Raw genomic sequence first — 17,310 nt, 5'->3', positions numbered from 1 at the left:
GGTGGTGCCGGGGTGGAGCGAGGGGGGCGGGTGGGATCGAGGAAGGTCAGGCGTGCTCGGCGGAGCCCTCGAGGACGGCCCTCGCGGCCCGCCTCGCCCGGGCCCTCTCGCGGACGACCGCGATCAGGCTCGGGGTGACCACGCTGCCGACGAGCAGCAGCCCGGTGACGACGTTGAGCACGACGTCGCTGATGCCGCCGAGCCGCAGCGCGTAGCTGATGCTCGAGATGATCAGCACGCCGGCGACGACGCCGGGGATCGAGCCCCGGCCGCCGAAGATCGAGACGCCGCCGAGCAGCACGGCGGCGATGACGGCCAGCTCGATGCCGGTCGCGTTGTCGCTGCGGGCGCTCGAGTAGCGGAGCGTCCAGTAGATGCCGACCAGGGCCGAGACGACTCCGGTGGCGACGAACATCCAGAACTTGGCGCGGCCGACGTGCACGCCGACGAAGCTCGCGGCCTCCTTGCTGAAGCCGATGGCGGGCAGGGCCCGGCCGAACGAGCTGAAGTGCAGGAGGACCCCGAAGAAGAGGATGACGACGACGACGCCGACCATCACCGTCGGGACTCCCGTGCCGCCGATCTTCGAGGTGAAGAACGACGTGAGGCCGGGAGGGAAGTTCGCGACCGCGTCGTCACCGATGACGACGAGCGCGAGACCGCGGTAGAGCGCCAGGGTGCCGATCGTGACCGCGAGGCTCGGCAGCCCGACCGTCGTCACGAGCGCGCCGTTGAGCGCGCCGCAGACGACGCCGATCAGCACGCAGACGACGAAGATCTCGGGGATGCCCCAGCCGGCGGCCCAGAGCACGCCCATGGTGGCGCTCGTGAGGCCCGCGGTGCTCGCGACCGAGAGGTCGATCTCGCCGGTGATGACGACCAGCGCCATCGGCATGGCGATCATGAGGATCGGGATCGCGTCGAGCAGCAGGAACCCGGTGGTCTGGACGCTGGCGAAGCGCGGCACCGTCAGGGCGCAGACGAGCAGGGTCGCGAGCAGCGCCCAGACCATGATCGCTCCCCGACCGGTGAGGAGGCGACGGCGGCGCAGCGCCCGTTCTGCGCGCTGCCCGGGGTCGCGGGCGGCGCCGCCCGACGGGGAGGCGGGGGCCTGGGGGGCGCGGGTGACGGTCTGGTCAGGCATTGGTGGCCTCGCTCGTGCGCAGTCGTCGGGCCTTGCGGATCGAGGCGATCCGCTCGACGAGGATGGCGGTCAGGATGAGGACGCCGACGATGGCCTGCTGCCAGAACTTGTCGACGCCGAGGGCGGTGAGGCTGCTCGTGATGGTGGTCAGCAGCACGGCACCGATGGCCGCGCCGACGACGCTGCCGGAGCCGCCGAAGATCGCGATGCCGCCGACGACGGCCGCGGCCACGATGTCGAGCTCGAGCCCGGTGCCCGTCGTCGCGCCGACCGAGTTGAACCGGCTGGCGTAGAGCACGCCCGCCAGGCCCGTCAGGGTGCCGTTGAGCACGAAAGCCGTCACGACGCGCCGGCTCACCGGGATGCCGAAGAGGCGTGCCGCCTGCTCGTCGGAGCCGATGGCGTACAGGTCGCGACCGGGCCGAGTGCGGGCGAGGAAGACCGCGACCAGCACGACCACGACCACGGCGATGACCGTGATGATCGGGACGCCGAGCACCGTGTCGACCGACAGGCGGCCGAAGGCGGCGGGGCGGTCCCCCGCGAAGTACTGCTGGCCGCCGGCCCACGCGTTGTTGAGGCCGCGGTAGATGTAGAGCATGCCCAGCGTGATGACGAGCGACGGCACCCGGGCCACCGTGACCAGGAACCCGTTGACCGCGCCGAGCACCGCGCCGATCGCGAGGCCGAGGAGGAAGACGACGACGATCGGGATCTCCGGTGCAGCGGCGAACACGGTCCCCGTCGCGAACGCGACGAGGCCCAGGATCGAGCCCACCGAGAGGTCGATGTTGTTCGTGATGATCACCGCGCCGAGGCCGACGGCCATGATGACCGTGATCGTCGCGTTGAGCATGAGGTCCTTGACGCCCTGTGCCGAGACGAAGAGCGGGTTGGCGATCGTCGTGACGATCACCAGCACGACGAGGGCCGAGGCGACCGGCACCTCGCGCTGACGGAGCACCGAGGCGAGGGGGCTGCGCCCTGACGTGGCGGCGGGGGCGAGGGCGTGGGACGTGGTCATCGGGTGGCCTCTGCGGTCGGGGGCATGGACGGGGACGGGGCCGGAGGCGCGGGCTCGGCGGGCGCCCCGGTCGCGGTCGGGTCAGCCGAGCCCGACCCGGTCGCGGCGTGCATCACGCGCTCCGCCGTGGCCTCGGCGCGGTCGAGGGTCGCGGTCAGACGACCCTCGTGCATGACGAGCACCCGGTCGGCCATGCCGAGCACCTCGGGCAGCTCGGACGAGATCATCAGCACGGCGATGCCGCGGCCCGCCAGGTCGCTGATCAGTCGGTGCACCTCGCTCTTGGTGCCGACGTCGATGCCACGGGTCGGCTCGTCCACGATCAGGAAGGTCGGGTCGGTCGCCAGCCACTTCGCCAGCACGACCTTCTGCTGGTTGCCGCCCGACAGGGTCGAGACGGGGAGCTCCTGGCTGCCGGTCTTGACCTGCAGGCGCCGCGACCACTCTGCCGCCGCGTCGCGCTCGCGGCGCGCGCTCACCAGGCCGGCCCGGCTCAGCGTCCTGCGCAGGGTGAGCGTGGTGTTGCGGCTCACCGACATGTCCATCACGAGGCCCTGCCTGCGGCGGTCCTCGGGCACGAAGCCGATGCCGGCCGTGATGGCGGCCAGCGGGCTCCGCCGCGCGAGGGGCTTCCCGTTCACGGTGACGCTGCCGGCGTCGTAGCGGTCGATGCCGAACAGGGCGCGGGCGACCTCCGTCCGGCCCGCCCCGACGAGCCCCGCCAGGCCGACGATCTCGCCGGCCCGCACCTCGAACGAGACGTCGTGGAAGACGCCCTGCCGCGTCAGCCCCCGGACGGTCACGACGGGCTCGCCGATCCGCGCCTCCTGCTTGGGGAACAGCTGGTCGACGTCGCGGCCGACCATCGCGCGGACGACCTCGGCCGTCGTGACGTCCCCGGTGGCGTGCTCGGAGATGAAGGCTCCGTCGCGCATGACCGTGATGCGGTCGCTGAGGCCGAAGACCTCGTCGAAGCGGTGCGAGATGAACATGATGGCGCTGCCGCGGTCGCGGAGGGCCCGGGCGACGCCGAAGAGGCGATCGACCTCGACGCCGCTGAGCGCCGCCGTCGGCTCGTCCATGATCAGCACCTTGGCGTCGAGCGAGATCGCCTTGGCGATCTCGATGATCTGCTGGTCGGCGATCGAGAGGCCCTCGGCGACGCGGTCGGGGTCGATGGGGACGCCGAGGCGCTCGAACAGGGCCCGGGCGTCGGCCCGCATCTTGCCGCGGTCGATGAAACCGAGGCGCGAGGTGGGCTGACGGCCGACGAAGATGTTCTCGGCGACGGTCAGGTCGGGGAAGAGCGTGGGCTCCTGGTAGATGACGCTGACGCCCGCCGCCTTGCTCTCCGCCGGCGTGCGGAAGACGATCGGGTGGCCGTCGAAGAGGAACTCGCCGGAGTCGGGCTGGTGCACTCCGGCGAGGATCTTCACCATCGTGGACTTGCCGGCGCCGTTCTCGCCGACGAGCGCGTTGATCTCGCCGGCCCGCAGCTGCACGCTGCCGCTGGCGAGGGCCACGACCGCTCCGAAGGACTTGCGGGCGTGCCGCAGCTCCAGGACGGGGGCCGTCGGCGAGTAGCCGGAGGCCAGGGGGTCGATCGTCATCGATCGTTCTCCTCATCGAGAAATGAATCGTTTCAACAGCTCGTGGGGACGAGAGTAGGGGCGAGCGGGTCCGACGTCAAGCACGGCGTGCCGCGGGCCGCGTCGTCGCCACGCGGGAGGCGCGGCCCGCCCCGCCCGGAGCCACCCGTCGGCCTACACTCGTCAGCGTCGGCGGACGGACGTCGACCGTCGCCTGCCCGGGCGCCGACGACGGAGGGGGCCCCGGTGGAGTCGGTCAGCATCCGCGACGTCGCGACCACCGCGGGCGTGTCGGTCGGCACCGTCAGCAACGTGCTGAACCACCCCGACAAGGTCAGCCCCGCCACCGTCGAGCGGGTGCACACCGCCATCGACGAGCTCGGCTTCGTGCGCAACGACGCGGCGCGACAGCTGCGGGCGGGGGCGAGCCGGGCCGTCGGCCTCGTCATCCTCGACGGGGCGAACCCGTTCTTCTCCGACGTGGCCCGGGGCGCCGAGACCGCGGCGGAGCGCGCGGGCCGCGTCGTCCTGCTCGGCAACAGCGACCAGCAGGTCGAGCGCGAGGCCCACTACCTCGACCTCTTCGAGCAGCACCGGGTGCTCGGCATCCTCATCTCCCCCGTCGGCGACGTCACCGCGAGGCTGGCCCGTCTCCGTCGCCGGGGCACGCCGGCCGTGCTCGTCGACCGGCGGGCCGACCTCACCGACTTCTCCTCCGTCTCCGTCGACGACGTGCGCGGCGGCCAGCTCGCCGTCGAGCACCTCGTCTCGATCGGCCGTCGCCGCCTCGTGGTCGTCGGCGGCCCCCTCGACCTGCAGCAGGTCGCCGACCGCGTCGCAGGGGCCCGGGAGGGGGTGCGAGCCGCGGGCCCGGACGTCACCCTCGAGGTGGTCGAGGTCCCGGGCCTCACCGTCGAGCACGGCCGAGCGGCGGCGGCGGCCCTCATGGCCCGGCCGGCGGCCGAGCGGCCGGACGGCGTCTTCGCGGCGAACGACCTCGTGGCGATGGGCGTGCTCCAGTCGCTGGTGATGCTCGGCGACCTGCGGGTGCCCGACGACGTCGCCCTCGTGGGCTACGACGACATCGACTTCGCCCGGGCCGCCGTCGTGCCCCTGACGTCGGTGCGTCAGCCCAGCGGGCTGATCGGCCAGACGGCGATGGAGATCCTGCAGGAGGAGATCGACGACCCGACGCGCGAGCCACGGCGCGTCGTCTTCGCCCCCGAGCTCGTCGTGCGGGCCAGCACCGTGACGGGCGCCTCGGGCTGAGGCGCTCCGGGTGCCGCTCCGGGCCCGGACCCGCTCACCGTCCGAGCGGGACTGCGAGGAGGCGCGCCTCCCGTCGTGCGGGCGCGAACCACCAGCCGAGGAAGCCGCCCATGAGCGTGGCGCCGACGGCCGCCCACGCGGGCGTCCCGGGGCGCCGACGGACGGCGAGGAGGAGGGCCGCGCCGACCACGAGGTTCGTCAGCGACCACGCGGCGTTCTCGCGGGGAGACGAAGGGCCCACCCCCGGGGGCGTCGCGAACGGGCTGGGGAACTCCCGCCCACGGAGCGCCGCCGTTCCGTGCGGGACGGCGTTGGTGAGGAAGGCACCGGCCAGGAAGCGGGTCACCGCGACGACGATCATCGCTCGACCCTAGGCTCGGGGCTCGGGCACCGCACGCCGAGACCCGGCTGGTGCCGTGTCGCGCACCTCGTCGCTCGCCCCCTGACTCCTCCGACCTGAAGGCCTCCCCATGCTGTTCGCCGTCACCCTCCTCGTCCTCGGTCTCGTCGGCGTCGTCGGAGGCGCCCTGATCGTCGCCCGGCGGGGCGGCGGCAGCCCGGCCCCGGGCATCGTCATCGTCGTGCTGGGCACGGTGGCGGCCGCGCTGGCGGTGGCGCTGCTGGCGCTCCCGGGCGTCCCGGCCTGACACCTCCCCCGCACCGCGGCCGTCGCCCTACCGGCGAGGGTGCCGCCCGACGAGACTCCCGAGCAGAGCCAGCCCGGAGACGGTCGGCAGGAACGAGAGGAACCCCGCGGGCCCCACGGCTCCTCCGACGGCCAAGCCGGTGGTCCCCGCCGCGACGAGGAGGGATCCGACCACGATGCGCCACCGGCGAGGGTGCGATCGCCGGGGCGTGATCGGCAGCGGCCTGAACTCCCGTCGAGCGCCCTCGGTCGCGTCGACCGCTCGGCCCGCCGGCAGGCCCGGGCCGTCGACCTCGAGTGCCCAGTGGTCGATCCACGGGCCTGCCCCTAGCTCGGGGCTGCGGTCGGCGACGGCGTGGGCGACGGCCGAGTAGTCGGCCGGCGCTCCGCGGTACATCGCGCCGACGAGGCTGACGTCGTACTCGACCCGGCCGTCCGGCCACAACGCATCGTGGCGGACCCTGCGGACGGCCCGACCCGACCACCGTGACGGCACGGCGAACGCCACGGCACGGGCGGCGACGGGGCGAGCGGTCACGCCCCGATCGGTCGGACGGGCTCTTCCGTCATCGTCCTGCGTCATCGCTCAGCCCCCTGGTCGTCGATCCACGGCCATCGTGCCGCGTCGACCTGACAGCTGGCGAGCGAGGCGAAGCTCCACGCGAGCAGACGCGTGGATCAGCCCGGAGGAGCGAGCGGTGAGGGCGTGCACGACAGCACCTAGCTCGGTGGCGACCGTGACGCGGTACGCCCTCGTCGATCCGGTCAGGTACCTGACGGTGGGCCCTGCCGGGCTCGAACCGACGACATCCACGGTGTAAACGTGGCGCGGAGCATTTGTTCTTGCCGCTAGTTGCGCAGAACTGCCGGTTTTCTGGGGCCAGGAGCGCAACTGCGTGCAAGGGAAAGCAGTGTTGCGCAGCCCGTCACCAACACCACACCGACACAAAGCTGGAACTGTGCACGGAGACTGGGCCCGTGCATGTCCTCGGTCTCAGCAAGACCAAGTAAGAGCGCGGTCGTGAGCGAGTTGGCGACACTTGCGTCGTCGACTGTCATTCTGTTCGTGTTCATCGTCACGACTTCTCGCAGGGGCTAACTGGTGACAGGGTCCGTCGAAGTTGGTGGACCACGGCGATCTGCGAACGGGTTCCCCTGGGGCGGCCCACCGATGACACATGTAGACGGCCCACCCAGGCCAGCCACGATGAGTCACGCGCCATATCCCCCGACCGAAGGGCTGTCCATCACCTGTCGCGTGTTCACGCCTCTCCTACGCGAGGCGGACGGCTGCGGCTGTGCCGGGATCCGCGGCCGTTCGTGAGGTTGGCGAAGGGGAGCTTGCCGAACTGGTCGATGAAGTGGTCGAGCATCTCTGTCTCGGTGGCGCGGGCGTCGGCGCTCTCTTGCCAGGCCACGAGCAGGGCGGCGCTGTCTCGGAGCTGCCACAGGTAGCGGCCACCGTTGTGGCTGCCGCCGAGGTCTGCACCGTGGAGCCGGTACTCATCGAGCCGCTTGGCGATGCCTCGGTCGCCCTTCGAGCCGAGGTCGGCCTTGCCGATGTACATGACCTCAGCGCCAGTGACCCATGCCGCTTCGAGGGTCGTGACAGGTTCGGTGTGCCGGCGGCCGGGCACCGCACGGCCGGCATTCGCCTCGAGGAAGACAGGCGGTCCCGCGTCAGGTCGGACGACGACGTAGGTGCCGGCGCCAGGCGGGACGGGCGACGCCGGCAGGTCCGCGAAGGGCACGAAGCCGTGGAAGCCTGCCGCCGTCAGCCCTGCGCGTGTCCACTCCATGACGTGAGCCTAGAGCGACCGAAGGCCGCTCCTAGGCGACGAGGCCCAGGGCGACGACGTCGGCGCCGGTAGCGGTGACGGCCACGAGGAGTGTGTCCCTCGCGGTGATTTCCCGTGGATGGAAGAGCAGCGGTATGCCGGCCTCCTCCGGGGTGCGGTGGGCCTTGATGCCGTTGCACCTGAGGCAGGCGGCGATGGTGTTGAGCCACGTGTCCGCCTCGACTCGCGTGAGCCGGCTCTCGGGCATGATGTGGTCTAGCGTCGTGCCGAAGCGGCTGCTTACGCAGTAGGCGCAAGTGCGGTTGTCACGCTCGAGGACACCTCGGCGAGACCACACCGCTCAGCGCGTCACCCGCCGAGCGCCGCGCAGAGCTCTTCCGGTCATCGAGCGGTGTCAGCCTCTTCCACCGAGTCCTCGGCGAGGTGCCCCGCCCGGCAACCGTCCACGCCAACTCGATCAGCGTCCGGCACCGACTCGGCGTCTGACCACTTCGGCGGCTGCCGCGCATGGGACTCGCATGATGATGACTCCCCGCACCCGGAAGCGCCTCACCGTCACCGGCGCCGTCCTTGGCCTGGCCGGCCTCGTCGGTGGCCTCGTGCTCGACGCGGTCTACTAGGCCCGCCACCCCCGACTTCGTGAGGACTGCTCGCGGCCAGTAGTGTCGCAGCATGCCCTTCGTCCCCATCGTCCCTGAGGGACTTCACCTCGGCTCCTCACGACGCGTCGACGGCGCCTTCAAGGGGCACCTCTTCGACGCGGACGGCAACCTCGTCGACCACGCTGACTGGGAGTACGTCGAGGACACGCCTAGCTACTCGCAGGCACCTCAGTCGCCGGAACTCACGAAGGAAGAACTCGAAGCGATCGCCTTGATGGCGGAGCTGATGCTCGCCGGCATCGTCGCCTCACTGCCGATCATCGCGCGGTTCTGGCACGAGCGAGCTCTTCCGTCCGCCCGTGCCATCTGGAAGCGCATGTCGTCGCCTCGCCGGACGAAGAAGGCCGTCGGCGCCGACGGTCGACCACCGCGGCTTGCGACGTTCGTGGTCTCCACTGAGGGCGTTGAACTGGCGGTGACGGACCCCGAACTCAGCATGAGCGGGCAGGAGTGGGAGCAGCGCTTCCACGCGATGGCTGCTGCTGGCTCCTTCGCCGACGAGCAGCGGCGGATCCTCACGAACGCCCGCATCGTCGACGACACGGCCCTGCCGGAAGGAAGCGCCGCCACCCAGATGACGCCGGGTGAGTTCGTAGCCCGTATCCGGCGCCTGCTCGAGGTGAATCCCGCCCTCCTCACCGAGGAGACGACAGCGGAGTTGGCGCGAGTCTTCACACCTCGGCAGCCTCCGGCACCGGCCCCCATCCGTCGTCAGCTCGGAAGCTGACCACCGAGCCCGTCCAAACCGTCAAGTAGCGATTCCGCCTCCGGCACCGACTGCCACTACTGTCGGCTCGCTCACCTGCTCGCGTCACGTTTCGGTCGACCGGCATGCCGTGAGCGCCCGACCGCGCCACATGCCTCCTGGCATCAACGCACCACCAGGAGGCCACGATGATGCTGTCCACGAAGACCCGCCGCCGGATGACTGTTTCCCTCGCGGCCACGCTTGTCGGCGCGACGGTTTTGCCGATCGTCGTCGGCGCCGTCATGTTCTGGCCCCTCCTGAGGGGCTGCCCGAGTGTCGGTGGCCCGACCTAGGCTCCCGCCTGGGGAGGGCAGATGAGCCTGCACGCTTACTGGGACGGCGAACGCATCGACCGTGCCCAGATCAGTCGGCACAACGTCGACCAGGTCCGGTCCAAGGCTGAGGAGTCTAGAACCCTCGTCCATCCGTTCTGCGAGCACCGCGTGTTCATCAGGTCGAAGTCGGTAGGAGGACGCCTCCGCTACCACTTCGCTCACTTCGCGAAGGAGAAGGCCACTTGCCGGTGGGCTGGCGAGTCCGAGTCTCACTTGGCGCTGAAAGACACGCTCGTCTTCGAGTCCCGGCGCCTCGGCTGGGACGCCGAGGCTGAGGCCGGCAAGAGCGGCAAGGACCGCCCCGACCACATACCGGACGTGCTCGCAGTTCACCCCAACACCGGGCAGCGGGTCGTCTTCGAGGTGCAAGTCTCGTCCCAAGGCGCGGAGGAGTATCGGCGCCGGCAGGACCTTCGGACCGTTGTGCCGAACACGCGCTCGCTCTGGCTGACAAGGAACGCCGACGTAGCGCTCGAAGCTGGGTACGTGCCGATCTACCACCTGGAGCGCGGCGATGAGAAGGTCGCCACCGACCTGATTGCGACCCGCTACGTCCTCATGGCCGACTGGGTCGATGCAGCCCTTCGCAACCGGCTCGACAGGCCACGCACAAAGCACGCCTGGGAGCTGTGGATTGCAGAGGAGGAGGCACGCGCTGCTGCTGAGGCAGCCCAGCAAGAGGCCCTCATGGCGAAACTTGACGCTGCTGAGGCCGCCCGAAAAACCAAGAAGGAAGCAGATGCTGAGGCAAGGCGCCAGCGAATAGCTGCACGCAACTCCGCCAGCGCTGCCGACCCTGCACGCTGGGGCTGGGGACAGCTGCCACCCCTGGCTGTGGCGCACAACTTCCGGACGTACCTCGATGCGTCCTACTCGCAAGCGACCAGGGCCAGGGCGGTCGCGGAGGACCTTGGTTACGGTGACGGCGAGGTGGCGCAGCACGGCGGTCACGGTGGCGCTGCCGCGCATGAACTACGCGAAGCGCCCACCGACCTTGGAGCAGACACGTGACCATGACCACCCCCGCCCTCGACGACCCACTTCGTGGAACGACGCCTGTTCATGGGCAGCCACATCCTCATCGAAACCCATGACCTCGTCGAACGCAAGAGCCGCTCCGGGGTGGCGAGGTCGGGGAAGCCATGGACGCGCTGGTCGACCGTCTCTCGTACGGTGCCGTCGCCGTCGACCACCGCTCCTACCCCCTCGGCGTCTACCGAGGCTCCGAGCTCATCGCCAACGCTGAGCTCCTGCCGAACGGAACCCTCCGTCAGCTGCTCGGCCGCTTCAAGCAGCCCCTCGAGGCGTCCATGGACGAGGCCGTGTCCGAGGCCATCCTGCCGAAGGCGCTGCCTGCGCTGTCGCGCGACCGTGACGCGCACGGGCTGGCTGCGTGAACGGGGCCGTTTACAGCCCCAGCAGCTGCGTCTTCTTGGCCGTGAACTCGTCCTCGGTGAGTATCCCGTCGTCGCGAAGCGCTGCCAGCTGACGGAGCTGCTCAGCCAGGGTCGCCTCCGCTTTTCGTGGCGTCGAGGAGACTAGGACCGTCGGCGCCACCGACGGCTCTTCGGTCAGCATCGGCTTGAGCTTCCGCGACTGATTGTTGATGAACTGGGCGGCCTTGGCCAGCTGGTTGTAACTCGGCGTCTTCCCGGACGGGATGTACTGGATGTCGTAGTCCTCGCCGGAGATGTGCAAGACGAACTTCTGGTTTCCGGTCTGCTTCGGTGCGGCTAGCGCGATGGGGCCGAGCACGAACATGCGCGTCAGCGTCAGGCGCTGCTGGAGGTGGCCCTCTGTACTCACTTCGGCGATCGCACCGGCCAGGGAACCTCCAACCGATCCAGGGCCGTGAGGCTTGCCCTTCCACACCTCGTTGGAAAAGACGTGCAAGGTGCCGAACATCTCGAAGAAGGTGAACTGACTCGCGCCGGTGAGGGCAGCGATGCGCGCCTTCTCAGCCTTCTTCTCTTCGACGACAACGGCCTTCGCCTCGACCTTCGTCGTCTTGACGACGAGCTTGTCGCTCGCGACTTCCGCCGCCGTTGCTGTTCTGCCGAAACGGGGGCTCATGACCAGACTCGGGTCGACGTCGCGAGCCTCCGCGACCTGGGCCACCAGCCGATTGGCCAGCCCTAGCCACTCAGCCTGCAACTCCTCGGCCTTCGGCCCACGGGCGCTGTTTTGGATGATGAACGCGTTGACGTTGTACTCCGGCTTTGGCTGCGGGTTGTCGTCCCCCACGAGCTGCCAGGTGATGAACCCGGGCTTCCAGTTCGACGACGGCGTGTAGTCGATGGTCTCGATTGACTCGAAAGGCACCTCGTAGGGAGAGGCCTTCTTGCGGACGGTCTGCGTGAGCATGCCCGTAAAGTGCATCACCAGACCGTCGTCAGTCAGGCGCATGGTCTCCGCGCCCGACTTGAACTCATCCTGGGGCGCCAGGTCATCGATCGAAGTGGTCACGAGTCGCGATGCTATCCACAACGAGTCGCTGAGACCTGTTCAACACCGTTTCGCCGCGCCGCCATCTACGGAAGCTGACGACCTCATGCCGCTCATGGGATAGGCATGACGACGACACGAAGGCGAACTCGAACGAGTTCTACAGCCTCGAACTGGCCCAGACCGGTCGCGTGTCGAAGACGTATGGCCGCGTCGGCGCCGACGGTGAGACACGGCTCACTGAGATGCGACCTTGGCCGAACGCTGCACAGCCGGCAGCCGGACGGGAGCCAGCTGTTCGTGGTCGGGCAAGACCGCCGGCATCCTTTCTAGGCGGCTGAGCGGCGATGGCGGACGACGAGAGCCGCCCCGATGGCCAGGAGCATCAGAGCCAACGCGAGAACCCGGGCCAACGACGCACCTGTCAGGGCGAAGTCGTCAGCGCCAACAGCTGCTGTCGGCGGCCCCGGTGCCGTAGCTTGCGAGTCAGTCAGCAGGAGGGACACGGTGCCGGGCCGGCACGGTCGGACCCGGACCTCGAGCACTCTGCCGCGTCTCCAGCTGAGCGCGCCGGCGCACGGAACACTCGCCAAAGCACTTGGAGCCGGGGCGCATGGGGCGAGTCGCATCGCAAGTGCCGCAGGAGAGGAAAGGCGTCGGCGCATCGCGCGCCGACGCCCTTCTCATGCCCGATGCCGGGCGTGGTTCGAGCTAGGGAATGGCAATGTCACCCTGGTGCAGGACGCGGGGGTTCGCGTAGGTGTCCTTGATCGCCTGTTGTGTGTTCGCGGACTCGAGCTGCTCCGACCAGTGCATGAACCATGTCCAGTTCGGCTGTGCGGCGAGCTGCGCCGACGTGGGCATCTTGCCGACCTCGCCCAGGGCGATCGGCTTCCCTGCCGCGATCGATTGCATCGTCTGGTATTCGGCTGCACTCGGGAAGGTCTTGTACCAGGCGTCCAGGGTGACGACGTCAACGTACGAGCTGCCCGGGTAGTAGCCGGCCAGTCCGCCGGCCGGGTTGTCCTGCACGTTCCAGGCCCAGATGAGGTTCGTCATGCCCTTCGTGCCGGCGAGGTAGTCGCGGGTGATCTGGTAGAGCTTGGCGGAGCCGGCCGAGCCCGAACGTCCGCCCCACCAGGCCCACTGTTCGTTCATCTCGTGCAGCGGGCGGAAGACGGCGGGCACGCCCGCGTCCTTCAGCTGCTGCAGATAGGGGACGACCTCGTCGAGTCGTGACTTCCACGCCGAGTTCAGCGCCGTCCCGTTCGTGGTCAGCTGCGACCACTGCGCGTCGGTGAGGTTCGCGTTGACGTCGTTCCAGGAGCACGACGAGCCGACCGTCGGTGGGCAGACGTGCCATGTGAGCGAGACGAGCGCCCCGTTCTTCCACTCCGTCTTGGCCTGGTCGACGACCCGCTGCCGGTTCGCCACGTCGGAGGCGGCGAAGAGGAAGTCCCCGCCCCAGAGCGCCGGGTAGACCCCGGTGATGTCCTTGACGCGCTGTGTGTATTGGCTCGGCTGCCCGGCGGGTTCCTTGTTGTGCTGCCCACTGATGGTCTTCTGGCCTTTGATGCTGGCCAAGTAGTTCAGCACGGTGCCCTTGGATGCCGGGCTGAACGCCTCGGCCGGGGTCGCAGCTGGGGCGCCCACGGCGAGGACTCCTGCCAAGAGGAACGCGACGCTGGCCCCGAGGGCGGTGCGCTTGGAACGTGTGGTCATGATGCTTCTCCTCGCTCGACCACCGAGGTGGTCGTCGTTGTGAGCCGACGTCGTCGTGCGGCTCGGAGTGCGACGGCACCGGCGATGACCGATACCAGGGCGGCCAGGGCGAGCGCCGTGGTCGAGGCCGAGCCTGTGAAGGCGAGACCCGTGGAGGCGGTGGTCGCGGAGGTCGGGACGATCCCGGTCCCGCTGACGGGCACCGTGCCTCCTGCACCGGACCCCGGACCTGCGCCCGGTCCGGCATCCCCACCGGGCGCTCCGGGCGTGCCCGGCGTGCCCGGGTCGACAGGCACGACCGCGGCAGGGTCGACCGTCGTGACGACGTCGTCCACGAGCAGCTCGCCCGCCCCGTCGCCGCCGAGGTAGAAGGCGAGCTGGGTCACGCTCGACGGGTCGAGGACGGCGTCGCCTGCCCAGGCGGGCGGCGCGAACGCGCCGAAGGGCACGTCGATCTGCTGCCAGCCCTCCCCCTCGACCGCGAGGGTGGTCTCGAAGTACGACCCTCCGGCCACGATCTGTACGGTCACGTCGTCCCCGGCGGGGGCGCGCAGCGAGAGCGAGAGGCCGGTGTAGCCCCACCAGTCCTGCGGCTCGGCGAGGGTGCGGACGACGCCCGCGTAGCCGGGGCCCGCGAGGTCGTAGGCGAACTGTCCCGCCTGCGAGCCCGTGGACGGGTTCTCACCGAGGGTGGGCGTGACAGCTCCGCCCCCCGTGTTGCGCACGTAGGTGCTGGTGAGGGCGGCCTCGTCGGCGTACTCCTCGAAGTCCTCCACCACGAGCGCCTCCGTCGGGAGGGGACGGGTGGAGAAGGACGCCGTCGTGGGTACCGACGTCGTGGTGCCGACACCGTTCACGGCCTCGACCGACCAGCGGTAGGTCGTGCCGGGCTCGAGCGTGACGTCGGGCCGGTACGACGTGCCGGTCAGACCGCCGGCCGAGGCCACGATCGTGCCTTTGGGGTCCCTCAGCGCGAAGCGGTAGTAGGCGGCGTCCGCCGCGGCCGTCCAGGCGAAGTCCGGCGTCGAGGTGGTGCCCGTCGTCTCGTCGAGGGGCGCCTGCAGCAAGAACGCCCCGGGCGCTCTGGTGGGGTCCATGGCCGCGGACCGCAGGGTGGCGCGCGTGAGGTGCGCGTCCCCGGTCAGCACGACGCGGACGTGGTCACCGGCGAGGCCGTCGGCGACGATCGAGCCCTCGTCGGTGACGACCGTGGCGGCGGGCACCCAGGTGCTGCCGTCCGCGCTCGTCTCGACGCGGGCGGCGGCCGGCTCGTCGACCTGGAACTCGGCACGGGTGAGCCCGACACGCTGCCAGGCCACCGAACCGGACGTGCCGTCCGTTGCGATCACGGACCCTCCGTCGGGGTCGGCCGCGACCGTCACGCCGTCGTGTGCGGACGAGAGGCGCCAGTCCTGCACGGGATCGACGAGCACGTCGCCGCCGTCCGGGCGGACGACGTCGGACGCGGGTCCGGTCGTCCCCGTACCGTCGAGCGCCCGGACCCGGTAGGAGGCGCCGGCCGGGGACTCGATGTCGGTGACGGTCCCGGCTGACGCGCCCAGCGCCTCCTCGGTGACGGTCGTCCACGGCTGGTCGGTGACCTGTCGCTCGACGACGTATCCGGCTGCGCCGGCGGTCCCGCGCCAGGTGATGGTCGAGATGCCCTGGGCTCGCTGCACGCTCGTCACGAGCGGGGCCTCGAGAGGCAGGGCGGGCAGCACGACGCCGATGTCGCGGGCGTACTGGCGGATCGCCTCGGCCCGAGACTCTTCGGACGGCGTCCCTCCGGGCAGGTGGAAGGTGAACCCGTCGTCGTGGGGCACGAGGCCGGCGCGGTCGTCGTGGCCGAACAGCGACCAGGCGAACATCCCGGAGACAGCTGGGTCCTGGGCGAGCGGGCTCAACAGCGCGGGCGTCGCCGCCGTCGAGGCGTACTCGCCGGCGATGTAGACCTTCCCGGCGGCGGTGACGGTCGCGGCATCGGCTGAGACGCGGGCGGCCGTCGGAGGGTAGTAGTGGACGTCGACGATGTCGAGCGCGGCCGCGGCGAGGGTGTCGGGGTCGATGTCGAACCGTCGGCCGGCGGCGACGAGCTGCGACGGGGCTTGTTGTTTGACGTGGGCGACCTGTTCGTCGATCCACGGGAGGGTCATGCCCTCGAGCTCGTTGCCGAGCTCCCAGGCCATGATGGTCGGGTCCTCGGCGTAGGGGACGCCGGTCAGCGCGTTGGTGCGCCCGACGACGTGGTCGACGTAGTCCTGGTAGGCGTCGATGGCCCGCGGATCGGTGTAGAAGTCGGCGGACTCGAGGCCCAGGGGCGTCGTGAAGTCGCGGTGGCCGCCGTGGTAGTACTCCCACTCGTCGGTGAGCGGCAAGATCAGCCGGATGCCGAGCGACCCGGCGTAGGCGACGGCGAAGTCGATCGTGGCGAAGGCGTCGTCGTCGTACTCGCCCAGGCTCGGCATCAGCGCGAGCGTGTTCGCGTCGTCCTGGGCCGTCGAGGTGCCCATGTGCGAGCGGACGACGGTGATGCCGGCACGGTGGGCCGAGTCGAGGGTGTCCTTGATGCGGAAGAAGGTGGGGTAGTCGACCCCTCCGACGTTCTCGTCGAGGCCGAGCCAGTAGATGTTGGCCCCGCTGGCCCGGAAGGTCTCTCCCCTGAGCTGGAGGCGTGACGCGTCCCGGGTGACGAACTCGGTGTTCTGGGTCGTCCACTCCGCGCGCGGCACGGCGGACGCGGCCTCCGCCTGGTGTGGCGTCAGGGGTGCGAGCGAGCCGAGCAGGACGCCCGTGGCGACCACGGCGCACACTCGGATCGACCGCCTCCGTGTCGGTCTCGGGGTCGTGCGGGACGGATGGTCGTGGCTGGGGACGCTGGTGGCGGTCGGTGTCGTCATGGGTGCTCAGGCTCCTTCGGCTGTGCGGTGATCAGGGCGCCCCGGTCGGGCGGCCTGGTGTCAGGTCGTGCTGACCAGCCGCCGTGTGTCGACCCGGTTCGGGTCGACCATGTCGGGGCGGTGGACGAGTGCGGCGGCTCCCAGCAAGGGAGCGGCGAATCCGAGGGCTGCCGGGACGATGAGCACCTCGGTGGCGTAGGCGAGCACGGTGGCTCGACGGGCCCCGTGGCGCACCAGGTCGACGTAATCGGGCACGACCCCCGCGAAGCCACCGCCGATGGCGACGGCGTCCAGGTCGAGCAGCGTGGTCGTGCTGGCGATCGCCTGGCCGACGGCTGCTGCGGATCGGTGGACGGCCGCCAGGGCGGTCGGCTCCCCGTCGGCGCACGACAGGGCGAGGTCCTCCCCCGAGGTCCCGGACCAGCCGTGGCTCCGGGCCCAGCGCACGGCGTTCGTCCCGGACGCGACGGCCTCGAGCGTGGTCGAGTCGGCCTCGCCTGCTTCCCCTCCGAAGCCGGCGACGTGGATCTGGCCGATGTGTCCGGCGTTCCCCGTCCTGCCCGACACCAGGGCACCGCCGACGATCAGCCCGCCGCCGACCCCGGTCGAGACCACCATGGACATCGTGTCCGCGAGCCCAGCCGTCGCTCCGAGCCAGTGCTCGGCGAGAGCGATGCAAGTGCCGTCCAGGCGCAGCCGGACCGGCAGGGCCTGGAGGCGGACCTCGACTTCTCGGCGCAGGTCGAACCCGGCGAGCACGGGCAGGTTCTTCGGGCTCACCGTGCCCGCGACGAGGTCGACGGGGCCGGCCGACCCGATGCCAGCACCCACCAGCTCGCCGCCGGCCGGGAGGGCGGCCAGGGCACCGTCGACCACGGTGCCGACGGCACCCCGCAGCTCTGCCCGCGAGGCCGCCGCGCCCGTGGCTGCGCGCACCCGGCTGCCCCCGACGATCCGGCCGTCGTCGTCGACGAGGGCAGCCTCGACCTTGGTGCCGCCCAGGTCGACGGCCAGGGCGATCCTTGACATC

General features: G+C 70.5%; 17 protein-coding genes and 1 tRNA gene. 6 read left to right on the top strand and 12 right to left on the bottom strand.

Annotated elements, in window-relative coordinates; translation table 11 throughout:
• Positions 1-46: 46 nt before the first annotated feature.
• Genes FHR77_RS05065 through FHR77_RS05055 form a run of 3 tightly spaced genes read right to left on the bottom strand, consistent with a single transcriptional unit; the run spans position 47 to position 3,778 of the window.
• Positions 47-1,144 (bottom strand): ABC transporter permease, encoded by a 1,098-nt coding sequence (locus FHR77_RS05065; RefSeq protein WP_167259078.1) that lies wholly within the window; start codon positions 1,142-1,144, stop codon positions 47-49.
• Positions 1,137-2,168: an ABC transporter permease gene (locus FHR77_RS05060; RefSeq protein WP_167259077.1), complete on the bottom strand. Its 1,032-nt coding sequence runs from the start codon at positions 2,166-2,168 to the stop codon at positions 1,137-1,139. The genes FHR77_RS05065 and FHR77_RS05060 overlap by 8 nt, the downstream gene beginning before the upstream one ends.
• Positions 2,165-3,778 (bottom strand): sugar ABC transporter ATP-binding protein, encoded by a 1,614-nt coding sequence (locus FHR77_RS05055; protein ID WP_167259076.1) that lies wholly within the window; start codon positions 3,776-3,778, stop codon positions 2,165-2,167. The genes FHR77_RS05060 and FHR77_RS05055 overlap by 4 nt, the downstream gene beginning before the upstream one ends.
• A 225-nt stretch (positions 3,779-4,003) precedes the next feature.
• Between FHR77_RS05055 and FHR77_RS05050 the strand changes: the two genes are divergently transcribed.
• Complete coding sequence (locus FHR77_RS05050) at positions 4,004-5,026, top strand: substrate-binding domain-containing protein (RefSeq protein ID WP_167259075.1); 1,023 nt, start codon at positions 4,004-4,006, stop codon at positions 5,024-5,026.
• 34 nt (positions 5,027-5,060) lie between these two features.
• Here the strand turns inward: FHR77_RS05050 and FHR77_RS05045 are convergent, their stop codons facing one another.
• Positions 5,061-5,387 (bottom strand): hypothetical protein, encoded by a 327-nt coding sequence (locus tag FHR77_RS05045; RefSeq protein ID WP_167259074.1) that lies wholly within the window; start codon positions 5,385-5,387, stop codon positions 5,061-5,063.
• A 109-nt stretch (positions 5,388-5,496) separates the two neighbouring features.
• Between FHR77_RS05045 and FHR77_RS05040 the strand changes: the two genes are divergently transcribed.
• The gene (locus FHR77_RS05040; RefSeq protein WP_167259073.1) at positions 5,497-5,673 is read left to right on the top strand and encodes a hypothetical protein; all 177 of its coding nucleotides are present in this window, start codon (positions 5,497-5,499) and stop codon (positions 5,671-5,673) included.
• A gap of 27 nt (positions 5,674-5,700) precedes the next feature.
• Here the strand turns inward: FHR77_RS05040 and FHR77_RS05035 are convergent, their stop codons facing one another.
• The 4 genes from FHR77_RS05035 to FHR77_RS05020 form a co-directional block, all read right to left on the bottom strand.
• On the bottom strand, positions 5,701-6,210 hold the full coding sequence (locus FHR77_RS05035; RefSeq protein ID WP_167259072.1) for a hypothetical protein: 510 nt from the start codon (positions 6,208-6,210) through the stop codon (positions 5,701-5,703).
• 242 nt (positions 6,211-6,452) lie between these two features.
• Positions 6,453-6,532 (bottom strand) — tRNA-Val (locus FHR77_RS05030).
• A 402-nt stretch (positions 6,533-6,934) separates the two neighbouring features.
• Positions 6,935-7,471, bottom strand: coding sequence for a hypothetical protein (locus tag FHR77_RS05025; RefSeq protein WP_167259071.1), 537 nt, complete (start codon positions 7,469-7,471; stop codon positions 6,935-6,937).
• A gap of 31 nt (positions 7,472-7,502) precedes the next feature.
• On the bottom strand, positions 7,503-7,808 hold the full coding sequence (locus FHR77_RS05020) for an HNH endonuclease (RefSeq protein ID WP_167259070.1): 306 nt from the start codon (positions 7,806-7,808) through the stop codon (positions 7,503-7,505).
• A gap of 335 nt (positions 7,809-8,143) precedes the next feature.
• Between FHR77_RS05020 and FHR77_RS05015 the strand changes: the two genes are divergently transcribed.
• From FHR77_RS05015 to FHR77_RS05005, 3 genes are all read left to right on the top strand, one after another.
• Positions 8,144-8,860, top strand: a complete 717-nt coding sequence (locus tag FHR77_RS05015; protein ID WP_167259069.1) for a hypothetical protein — start codon at positions 8,144-8,146, stop codon at positions 8,858-8,860.
• A gap of 335 nt (positions 8,861-9,195) precedes the next feature.
• On the top strand, positions 9,196-10,227 hold the full coding sequence (locus FHR77_RS05010) for a competence protein CoiA family protein (RefSeq protein WP_167259068.1): 1,032 nt from the start codon (positions 9,196-9,198) through the stop codon (positions 10,225-10,227).
• 131 nt (positions 10,228-10,358) lie between these two features.
• The gene (locus FHR77_RS05005; RefSeq protein ID WP_167259067.1) at positions 10,359-10,613 is read left to right on the top strand and encodes a hypothetical protein; all 255 of its coding nucleotides are present in this window, start codon (positions 10,359-10,361) and stop codon (positions 10,611-10,613) included.
• A 10-nt stretch (positions 10,614-10,623) separates the two neighbouring features.
• Here FHR77_RS05005 and FHR77_RS16580 read toward each other — a convergent pair whose 3' ends face one another.
• Entirely contained in the window at positions 10,624-11,682 is a 1,059-nt protein-coding gene (locus tag FHR77_RS16580; protein WP_208380405.1) for an SHOCT domain-containing protein, read from the bottom strand.
• A 35-nt stretch (positions 11,683-11,717) separates the two neighbouring features.
• On the opposite strand from FHR77_RS16580, the gene FHR77_RS16740 reads away from it, so the two are divergent.
• Positions 11,718-12,002 carry a WGR domain-containing protein gene (locus tag FHR77_RS16740; RefSeq protein ID WP_167259464.1) on the top strand — a complete coding sequence of 95 codons (285 nt, stop codon included), beginning with the start codon at positions 11,718-11,720 and terminating at the stop codon, positions 12,000-12,002.
• A gap of 370 nt (positions 12,003-12,372) precedes the next feature.
• On the opposite strand, the gene FHR77_RS04990 is transcribed toward FHR77_RS16740, so the two are convergent.
• From FHR77_RS04990 to FHR77_RS04980, 3 genes are all read right to left on the bottom strand, one after another.
• Complete coding sequence (locus FHR77_RS04990; protein WP_167259066.1) at positions 12,373-13,383, bottom strand: glycosyl hydrolase; 1,011 nt, start codon at positions 13,381-13,383, stop codon at positions 12,373-12,375.
• On the bottom strand, positions 13,380-16,184 hold the full coding sequence (locus FHR77_RS04985; RefSeq protein ID WP_167259065.1) for a carbohydrate binding domain-containing protein: 2,805 nt from the start codon (positions 16,182-16,184) through the stop codon (positions 13,380-13,382). The genes FHR77_RS04990 and FHR77_RS04985 overlap by 4 nt, the downstream gene beginning before the upstream one ends.
• A 156-nt stretch (positions 16,185-16,340) precedes the next feature.
• Positions 16,341-17,309: an ROK family protein gene (locus FHR77_RS04980; protein ID WP_167259064.1), complete on the bottom strand. Its 969-nt coding sequence runs from the start codon at positions 17,307-17,309 to the stop codon at positions 16,341-16,343.
• Position 17,310: the final 1 nt, after the last annotated feature.

The organism is Frigoribacterium endophyticum, from assembly GCF_011759585.1.
In the GTDB taxonomy this organism is placed as follows: Bacteria; Actinomycetota; Actinomycetes; order Actinomycetales; family Microbacteriaceae; genus Frigoribacterium; species Frigoribacterium endophyticum.
This window is presented reverse-complemented; position numbering and strand designations above follow the sequence as displayed.